This window comes from Streptococcus mitis SK597 (assembly GCF_000148545.1).
GTDB classification, from domain to species: Bacteria; Bacillota; Bacilli; order Lactobacillales; family Streptococcaceae; genus Streptococcus; species Streptococcus mitis_C.
Window position 1 is genome coordinate 1 of record NZ_AEDV01000061.1, and the last position, 9,632, is coordinate 9,632.

Sequence of the window (9,632 nt, forward strand, 5' to 3'; positions counted from 1 at the left end):
AAAACAAAAAAGAGAAATCTATCTCATACATGAGTACAAAAGCTCCCCTTATAGTTTCTAGTGAAAAATAAATATTCACTAGAAACCATAAGGGGAGTCTTCATATATCTAAAAGAAATTCTAAACCTATTTCAGCATGATATAGTGTTTGAATAAAATGTGAACAAATTTATTAGGGAATTCAAATCAATTTCATGCTTTAAAAGTCGTTTCGTACTATTTTATATTCAATTAATTATACATCATAGATAATCTGCTTCAAAAATCTCTTCAAATCACGTCAGGTTCACATTTCCGTATAAGAGAGAAATTTATTGTTGCAATACTTTTCTTGGTTTGGTACCTTCAGCTGGACCGATGACACCTGCCATCTCCAGTTCTTCCATGAGGCGGGTCGCACGGTTAAATCCAACTGACAAACGACGCTGAATCATGGACGCACTGGCTTTCTGGGTCTCAATGACTAAAGCCTTGGCTTCTTCAAAAAGCGGATCCCCACCAGATTCACCATCTGAAAATTCACCTTCATTTTCAGAAACCTCACCTGGATCAAAACTCTCATCATAGTCCGCATCAGCCTGAGCCTTGATGAAGTTTACGATACGTTCGACATCATCATCCGAGATAAAGGAGCCTTGGAGACGAACAGGATGATTTTCATCGATTGGTTTAAAGAGCATATCTCCACGTCCAAGTAGTTTCTCAGCTCCATTTTCATCTAAAATAGTACGGGAATCTGTACCTGATGATACCGCAAAAGCCACTCGAGATGGGACATTGGCCTTAATCAACCCAGATATGACATCAACGGATGGACGCTGAGTTGCAAGAATCATGTGGATACCTGCAGCCCGCGCCTTCTGTCCTAGACGGATAATAGCATCTTCTACTTCCTTGCTGGCCACCATCATAAGGTCAGCCAACTCATCTACAATCACGACAATGAGTGGCAGCGGAATCTGCTTGTACTCAGACTGGGCATTGAACTCTTCTACCTTGGCATTAAAGCCTGCAATATTACGGACTCCCACCTTTGCAAAGAGTTCATAACGATTTTCCATCTCATCCACAACCTTTTGCAGGGCCTTGCTGGCTTTGCGTGGATTGGTCACTACTGGAATCAAGAGGTGGGGAATGTCATTGTAAACAGACAACTCAACCATCTTGGGATCGACCATCATAAACTTAACTTGGTCAGGTCTCGCTTTCATGAGAATGCTGGCGATAATGCCGTTAACTGCTACTGACTTACCTGAACCCGTTGAACCTGCGACTAGCAAGTGGGGCATTTTAGAAAGGTCAAAAGCTCTTGCAGTGCCATTAACAGCCTTCCCTAAAGGAATTTCCAAGAGATTTTCTGCTTTCGTTTGAGATTGTTCCCAAAGTTCACGGAAAGACACAGTGGCAATCTCGGAGTTAGGCACCTCAATTCCGACCAGGGATTTCCCAGGGATTGGTGCTTCGATTCGGACATCCTTGGCTGCCAAGGCTAGAGCGAGGTCATCTGCTAGATTGGAAATGCGATTGACCCGTACACCTACTGCTGGCTTGACTTCATACTTAGTCACGGATGGTCCAATTTCGGCCCGTTCCACCGTCACCTTGATACCAAAGCTAGCAAAGGTTTCTTCTAAGATTTTGATGTTTTCTCGAACAATCTTCTTCTCTTTCGACTGGTCTTTTGGTTTATCTGGGGCAAAGAGTTGTAAGCTTGGAAGTTTGTATTCAAGAGCCTCCTTGGCTGAAAAATCGACCTGAACATCTTCGTCATCAGAGATTTCTTCTTGATTGGGGAATTCACGTTCAGCTTGAGGCAGGATGATCTCTGGTTCCACCCACTCTTCTTCCGGAAAAGGTGGAACGTCAAGCACAACATCATCAGTCAGAATTTCACCCGTTTCCATATCAACAGGAGGAAAATCGAGTAAGGCTTTTTCAGCTTCTTCTTGTTCTAATCTAGCCTCTTCCTCAGCCTTTTGACGAGCTTTTTCCTCCTGTTTGACAAAGCGTTCCTCTTTTCGACGCTCATGCCCTTCCCACCATTTGGCAAAGCCTCTACTGAAAAATTCCACAATATCGTAAACAGACCAAGGACTGATTAGGAGAGCGCCTGCTAAAATCAAGATAGAACCAATAAAGTAAGTGCCGATATTTGAAAAAAGAAAGGCGGTTGGCATATAAAGAGCGACCCCAATTAAGCCACCTCCAGCAAAACTGGTCGTTCGAATACCAGTTAAATCCGTCACAACCTGAGCCATGGTTCCCTTTAGAACGGACTTGTCTAAACCATATTTCCAAACTAAGTAGGCCTCAAAAATCAAGAGTAAGCCAGCAAATATGGTAAAAAATCCTGATAAGAGTCCTTCCTGTTTTCGTATCCACTTGAAAAAGAAGAGGTAGAGCAGGATACCAAATATTGCCAGATAAGCTAGGCTACCCACCAGCAAGCGAATTAAATTGTAAAGAGTGATACCTGCAGCCCCTAATTTGAAGGCTGCGAAAATCAATAAAAGTGCGATTCCCAACGAAATCAACATTCGTTGAATCGCTTCTTTTCTTTCGAGTTCTGCTTTAGACGGTCTCCGTCTTGTTTTACTTGTATTCTTGTTTGCCATTCTTCTATTATACCATATTTCACAGGCATTTCGGAAAGGGAAAAAGATTGGATAAGTGTCCAGTTCTTTGTCCAATCTTTCGTTATCATGATTATATTTAAAGTAATTATTATATTTAAATAAGCAAAGTCTCTAAGTTTAGGTTTTTAAGATTTTACTTCAAAATTTGTATTTTTTATTTCTTGTTCTCTATCTATTTCCCTATCCGCAACTTCCCAAACACAATCGAAATGTTTTTCCATCATAGATATGAAATCTATTTCATCATTATTAGTTTTAAAAAAATCATCCTTTTTAGTAGTTTTACGTTCACCTATCAACACGAAATTGGTCTCCCAATTATATGGAGGCAGAGTAACTCTTAAAAAAGCCTTTGTCGTCTTCATATTTTTCTTTCTTTTATAAGCCAATATAAATGGCAAACGATATTGTGTTGAATAATAGCGAATTTCCATTTGTCCACTCTCTATATATTTACTATATTTTTTAGTCACATCTTCAATTTCGATACTAATATTTGTGTCAGACTTTCGCAACCCTTCTTTATCCTCAAGTTCCTCTAAATCTGATAAAAAATTGGTATAGATCTGAGAACACAAAAAACGAATTTTCATTCCATTATTCATAGCATTCTCTAATACAGTTCTATTTTCCGAAAAAAAATCAATACCTGATATAAAAAGTAAATCCAATCTTTTAGTATTTTTACATAACTTTTTAATCTCTCTAGTCGAATGCTTTTTCTTTGCCACTACACCTTTAAATCCATACGATTTCATTTCTTCTGCAATACGAAAATCTCTTGTAATTTTTTTCGTCACTAAGTAACCAAAACCACCGATTATTCCAGAAGCTAATAGAGCTGATAAAATTGATTCTACTATCTTCTTCCAATCCAAATCCAGAATAAATTCAATTATATTCATTTAAAACACTCTCATTATGTTTTTTCATTTCTATGAGTTTTATTTTAGAATATCATTCAAAAACTTGTTTGTCAAATTCTTTAAAAAAGACTGCACCAAACGGTCCAATCTTTTCATTTTTCTATTTTTTATGCTTGTGGTTTGCGTAGGTAACCATAGACAACACCACTTACAATTGCTCCTACCAAGACAGAAACGAGGTAAAGGAGAGCATTTGAAGTAAGGGCGATCACGAAGATTCCTCCATGTGGCGCCATGAGTTTGATACCAGTAAGACCAACGAGTCCGCCTGCTACTGCAGAACCAAGGATGAAGCTTGGAATCGCACGAGCTGGGTCTGCTGCACCAAATGGAATCGCTCCCTCAGTAATAAATGACAAGCCCATGATAATATTTGTCAAACCAGAGTTGCGTTCTTCTTTAGTAAATTTATCTTTGAAAAGAAGAGTTGCGACAAAGATTGCAAGTGGTGGCACCATTCCTCCAGCCATAACTGCTGCCATAGCCACAGAACCACCTGAAGAAACAGTTGCTGCAAGCGTACCTGTACCAAATACATAAGCCGCTTTGTTAACTGGTCCACCCATGTCAACAGCCATCATTCCACCAAGGACGATACCGAGAAGGACAGCTGAACCGCCTCCAAGACCACCAAGGAAGTCATTCATAGCAGTGTTGATTGCTGCCATTGGGATATTAACAGCTAGCATGACAAATCCTGTCAAGATTGTTCCAAGAAGTGGCAAGAGAAGGATTGATTTAGCACCTTCAAGTGAACGAGGAACTTTAACATATTTCTTGATAGCAAGAACTAAAGCACCTGCGATAAATCCACCAACAAGGGCACCTAGGAAACCAGATGAGACACCTGCAAGAGTTGACGTTGCTTCACCACCTGCAGCATAAGGAATTTTCCCAAAGGCAAAACCTTCTTTGGCAATAGCACCAGCCACGAAACCAGCTACCAAACCTGGTTTTTCAGCGATAGAATAGGCAACATAACCTGCAAAGACTGGAAGCATCAAGCCAAAGGCAGCTCCACCAATTTTCATGAACATAGAAGCTAGCTCATGGTAGGAACCAAGATTACCAAGATTTTCATTCGGAACACCCAAAGCACCGTCAATCAAGAAGGCAAGGGCAATCATGATACCACCACCGATAACGAATGGTAACATTTGAGATACACCACTCATCAAGTGTTTGTAGAAGGCACCACCAAGGCTTTGTTTTTCGTTAGAGGCTGTTGCATCTTTTGCTCCATTAGCAGCACGGTAGACTTCAGCATCTCCAGAAAGAGCCAAGTTAATCAATTCTTCTGTCTTACGGATACCGTCAGCAACTGGACGATTGATCAATGGTTTGCCATCGAAACGATCCATCTCAACCGCCTTGTCTGCTGCAATGATAACAGCTTTAGCCTTGCGGATATCTTCTGCAGTTAGTTGGTTTCCAACACCGCTAGCACCGTTGGTTTCAACCTTAATCCCAACACCCATTTCAGCAGCAACTTTTTGAAGGGCTTCTTGGGCCATGTAAGTATGGGCAATACCTGTTGTACATGCTGTAACAGCTACGATAAAGTCTCCAGAGTTATTGGCAGGTACTTGAACAGGCTCTTCAGTTTTTTCGGAAGCTTTGTCAAAAAGTTCAATGACTTGGTCAGCTGATGTTACTTGACGAAGTTTGTCAGCAAAACCGTCTTTCATCAAGTATTGAGACAATTCTGCCAAGGCTGCCAAGTGGGTGTCATTGGCACCTTCTGGAGCCGCAATCATGAAGAAGAGGTCAGTTGCTTGTCCATCCAAGCTCTCATAATCAACACCCTTATTTGACTTAGCAAAAAGAACTGTCGCTTCTTTGACAGCAGCGTTTTTACTGTGAGGCATTGCGATACCATCACCTAAACCAGTAGAAGTGAGAGCTTCACGAGCCAAAATGCCTTCTTTAAAGGTTTCAAAATCTGTCACATAACCGTGATCTGTCAAACTTTTAATCATCTCCTCGATGACAGCAGTTTTTTCAGTTGCCTGCAAATCCAGCAACATAACATCTTTTCTCAATAGGTCTTGAATTTTCATCGTTTTTCTACCTCAACTTTTTCATATGTTTCTTTAATAAATTCCGCCGTTGCCAAGTCGTCTGAGAAGGTGGTTGCCGTTCCGCAAGCCACTCCCCATTTGAAAGCTTCTACTGCATCTTTAGATTTGACAAATTCACCTGTAAATCCAGCGACCATAGAATCACCAGCCCCAACTGAATTTTTAACTGTCCCTTTGATTGGTTTAGCAAAATATGATCCCTCAGATGTTACCAGAAGGGCACCATCCCCAGCCATAGAGATAATGACGTTTTGAGCACCTTTAGCCAGTAACTCACGAGCATAGTTCTCGATTTCATCTAAACTTTCGAGTTTCACTCCAAAGATAGCTCCAAGTTCATGATTGTTTGGTTTAACCAAGAGCGGTTGGTATTCCAAACTATCAATCAAGGTCTGTCCTTCAAAGTCACAAACGACTTGCGCACCCGTCTGACGCGTCAAGGCAATCAAATCTTTATAGATAACATTGCCTAGATTTTTAGCACTTGAACCAGCAAATACAACTGTATCATCTGCTGTCAGACTAGATAAAATAGCTTTCAATTCTTCTAACTGGGCTGGTTCGACATTTGGACCCGTTCCGTTGATTTCTGTCTCTTGGTCTGCTTTGATTTTAACATTGATGCGAGTATCTTCTGCTACTTGGACAAAACGTGTCTCGATTGCTTCATCAGCCAAAGTATCTGTGATAAATTTACCAGTAAAGCCACCGATAAATCCAGTCGCTGTATTTGGAATATCTAAGCGCTTCAAGACACGACTGACATTGATTCCTTTCCCACCAGCAAACTTATCATCACTGTCCATACGATTGACACTACCGACTTGGACTTGGTCCAGACGGACAATATAGTCAATGGATGGATTGAGTGTGACTGTATAAATCATACTTCTATTACCTCCGTTTTCTCCTTAATAACCTGCAAGAGCTCATGCCCTTGACTTGTGATAACAATAGCGCGTTTGAGTGGTGCTACCTTAGCAAAGCAAGTTTGTCCAATTTTAGACGAATCCACCAAGACGTAGGTTTGTTTGGCATTCTCTAAAATAGCACGCTTCACAGCCCCCTCCTCCATATCAGGAGTCGTATAATAGCCATCGTCCACACCATTCATCCCGATAAAGGCACGGTCAAAGTGCAATTGGTTAATCTGGTTAAGAGCAACGCCCCCGATGCTAGCATCTGTCGCCATCTTAACACTTCCTCCAACCATGACAGTTGGAATCTGCTTTTCAACCAACTGAGCAGCATGGTGAATCGAGTTGGTCACAACTGTAACATTCTTATTGACCAATTCATGAATCAAAAAAGCAGTTGTTGTTCCAGCATCGATAAAGATGACATCTTGTTCCTTGATGAGAGAGGCTGCTTTCTGAGCAAGTAGCTTTTTCTCTTGAAGGTTTTTGACAGATTTTTCTTGAATGGTTTCTTCTTCCTGCAAGGAATGGGGCAATTCTGCTCCACCATGCACGCGACGAAGCTTGTTTTCCGCTTCCAACTCATCCAAGTCTCTTCGAACCGTTGATTCTGAGGTCTCTAGCAAACTAACTAATTTCTCTAGAGAAACTACATGATGTTGATTTAACTCCTCTAAAATCAGTTGCTTCCGCTCTGTTTTTAACACTGAATCACCTCCTGTTATCGTTTACACTATTCATTCTATCACACTTTCTTTTAAAGTCAAGCATTTTTTATCATTTTCTTTCAAATTCTATCATTTTTCTTATTTTCAGAATTTTTATTGCAAGATAAGAGCCTTTATGGTAGACTATTTGAGTAAGTATTGGAAGATTACTCAAGAGGCTTAAGAGGCCGTGTTGGAAACGCGGTAGGCGTGTAACAGCGTGCGTGGGTTCGAATCCCATGTCTTCCGTTTATTTTAAAAAAGATACCCAAGAAATCTTGGGTATCTTTTTTCTTATATGCTTGTTTTATAACTCGGGTGAATTTCTTAGAAAATATCAAATAACAATTTCACATTGAGAATTGTTAAGATAATGGAAACGATATAGCCAAGGATGGTATTCCATTTGGCATTGGTAAATTCTCCCATCAGTGATTTCTTAGAAGTTAGATAAATCAGTGGGAAGATTGAAAATGGAAGAGCAATCGAAAGAAAGACTTGTGAATAAACCAATAACTGATCTAATGTTTTTTCCTGATGACCAAACAGAACCGCTACAATCATGACAGGCAACAAGGCAAAGAGACGAGTTGCCAAACGAATGAACCATTGAGGTAATCTCATATGCAAGAAACCTTCCATAACGATTTGTCCAGTCAAGGTACCCGTAATTGTCGAATTTTGACCACTGGCTAATAAAGCCAAGGCAAACAAGGTTGATAAGGTCGAGCTAGCTATAGCTCCTGCAATAGTAGAATCCTGCAAGGCATTATACATTTGAGAGAAGGCAGAAATCTCAGATGCATGGCCGAAAAAGAGAGCCGCCCCGAGAATTAATAGAAGGGAGTTAACCACAAAGGCCAAGGATAATTGGAGATTTGAATCCCAGGTCATAAAGCGCACGGCTTTTCGAACATCATTCTTGTCCTTGTGATTGATTTTCCGAGTTTGTGACAAGGAAGAATGCAAATAGAGGTTATGGGGCATAACCGTTGCTCCCACGATCCCTAGTGCCAAGGTTAATTGACTTTCATGCCCTGGCAAGGGACTTTCAAATAAGGTTGCATTCGGTAGATAACCCTCAACGATTCCTTGGAAGCTTGGATGTGACAAAGCTACCAGATAGGTAAAAATTGCTAGAATGGTTAAAATCAGTGTTGTCACAATAGCTTCAATCTTCTTAAAGCCAAATTTCATCAGAAGCAATAAGAGAAAAACATCCAACACGGTCAAGAGAATTGCTATCATAATCGGAATCTTAAAGAGAAGATTGAGAGCAATCGCTGAACCTAGAACTTCTGCCAGATCTGTCGCCATCAAGGCTAATTCTAAAATCACCCATAGACTATAACGAAGCCATTTAGGTGAATGATGAGCCGTTGCTTGAGCCAGGTCCATCTGGGTTACAATACCAAGCTTTCCTGCCATCTGCTGAAGTTGCATGGCAATGAGAGATGAAATCAAGATAACAAACAAGAGACTATACTTATAGGAAGCACCACCGACTACACTGGTAATCCAGTTTCCTGGATCCATATAACCAACTGCGACAAGAGCACCCGGACCTAAAAAGGCATTTAAATTTTGCCAGAAATGATTGTTATTTGGAGTATCGATAGATTGATTAATCTCAGAGAGTGACACTTTTTTATGAGAAGACATAGATACTTACCTCTTTCTAAACCTACTTTTTCATTATTTTCTATTAGAGAAAAATAAGATTGACTTTAAACTATTAAAACAATGAAAACTATATGAAAAACATTTAGTTTTTTCATTATTTTTCTTAAGGCACCTTAATATTTTTCTTAAGGCACCTTAATTATAACACAAAAATGAAAACTATATGAAAAACATTTAGTTTTTTCATTATTTTTCTTAAGGCACCTTAATTATAACAGAAAATATGATAAAAACTTAAGAAAATTCAGGACTTGATTTAATATTTAGGATACAACAAAATGTTGTATTCTTTTTTTGCAAAAGAATACCAAAGAATAAAATAAAAAACGTTGTAAAACACCTGATATTATGCGTTTTTTGATTTTAAAGACTTTTTGCTTGATCCTTTTCACCCTGTTTAACCGCCATTGATTTTAACTCATTACCCACATCTCAAAAAAGATTTAAAATTGTCTTAATCTCCTTTATTGTGTTGCTTTTGGAGTTTTTTTGGTATAAACTTCTACGCTCATCCTATGGAGCAAGACAGACTCATAGCTTCACACATAATAGAACGAGTATCTCCATCTGTAGAGATACTCGTTTTTTGTTATTTTCTAAGTGTTCTTTTTGACCAGTCCTATACATCATTTTTATACTCAACGAAAATCAAAGAGCAAACTAGGAAGCTAACCGCAGGTTA

Annotated in this window: 6 protein-coding genes and 1 tRNA gene; 1 reads left to right on the forward strand and 6 read right to left on the reverse strand. The window is 39.6% G+C overall.

The window, feature by feature from the left end:
* Positions 1–311: 311 nt before the first annotated feature.
* The 5 genes from SMSK597_RS08950 to SMSK597_RS08970 form a co-directional block, all read right to left on the reverse strand.
* Positions 312–2,615 carry a DNA translocase FtsK gene (locus tag SMSK597_RS08950; RefSeq protein WP_004238166.1) on the reverse strand — a complete coding sequence of 768 codons (2,304 nt, stop codon included), beginning with the start codon at positions 2,613–2,615 and terminating at the stop codon, positions 312–314.
* Between the two features lie 146 nt (positions 2,616–2,761).
* Positions 2,762–3,541, reverse strand: coding sequence for a hypothetical protein (locus tag SMSK597_RS08955; RefSeq protein ID WP_001021164.1), 780 nt, complete (start codon positions 3,539–3,541; stop codon positions 2,762–2,764).
* A gap of 128 nt (positions 3,542–3,669) precedes the next feature.
* A complete protein-coding gene (locus SMSK597_RS08960) occupies positions 3,670–5,622 on the reverse strand; it encodes a fructose-specific PTS transporter subunit EIIC (protein ID WP_000701457.1) in 1,953 nt (650 codons plus the stop codon).
* A complete protein-coding gene (gene pfkB / locus SMSK597_RS08965; protein ID WP_000640795.1) occupies positions 5,619–6,530 on the reverse strand; it encodes a 1-phosphofructokinase in 912 nt (303 codons plus the stop codon). The genes SMSK597_RS08960 and pfkB overlap by 4 nt, the downstream gene beginning before the upstream one ends.
* Positions 6,527–7,267, reverse strand: coding sequence for a DeoR/GlpR family DNA-binding transcription regulator (locus SMSK597_RS08970; protein WP_000920655.1), 741 nt, complete (start codon positions 7,265–7,267; stop codon positions 6,527–6,529). Before SMSK597_RS08970 ends, pfkB begins: the two co-directional genes overlap by 4 nt.
* A gap of 161 nt (positions 7,268–7,428) precedes the next feature.
* Between SMSK597_RS08970 and SMSK597_RS0102660 the strand changes: the two genes are divergently transcribed.
* A tRNA-Ser gene (locus tag SMSK597_RS0102660) sits at positions 7,429–7,516 on the forward strand.
* 78 nt (positions 7,517–7,594) lie between these two features.
* Here the strand turns inward: SMSK597_RS0102660 and SMSK597_RS08975 are convergent.
* Positions 7,595–8,929 carry an Nramp family divalent metal transporter gene (locus tag SMSK597_RS08975; RefSeq protein WP_000094601.1) on the reverse strand — a complete coding sequence of 445 codons (1,335 nt, stop codon included), beginning with the start codon at positions 8,927–8,929 and terminating at the stop codon, positions 7,595–7,597.
* Positions 8,930–9,632 lie beyond the last annotated feature (703 nt).

Bases quoted from the DNA above. Each gene is read 5' to 3' on its own strand.
- SMSK597_RS08950 (WP_004238166.1), bottom strand. From the start codon at position 2,615: ATGGCAAACAAGAATACAAGTAAAACAAGACGGAGACCGTCTAAAGCA.
- SMSK597_RS08955 (WP_001021164.1), bottom strand. From the start codon at position 3,541: ATGAATATAATTGAATTTATTCTGGATTTGGATTGGAAGAAGATAGTA.
- SMSK597_RS08960 (WP_000701457.1), bottom strand. From the start codon at position 5,622: ATGAAAATTCAAGACCTATTGAGAAAAGATGTTATGTTGCTGGATTTG.
- pfkB (WP_000640795.1), bottom strand. From the start codon at position 6,530: ATGATTTATACAGTCACACTCAATCCATCCATTGACTATATTGTCCGT.
- SMSK597_RS08975 (WP_000094601.1), bottom strand. From the start codon at position 8,929: ATGTCTTCTCATAAAAAAGTGTCACTCTCTGAGATTAATCAATCTATC.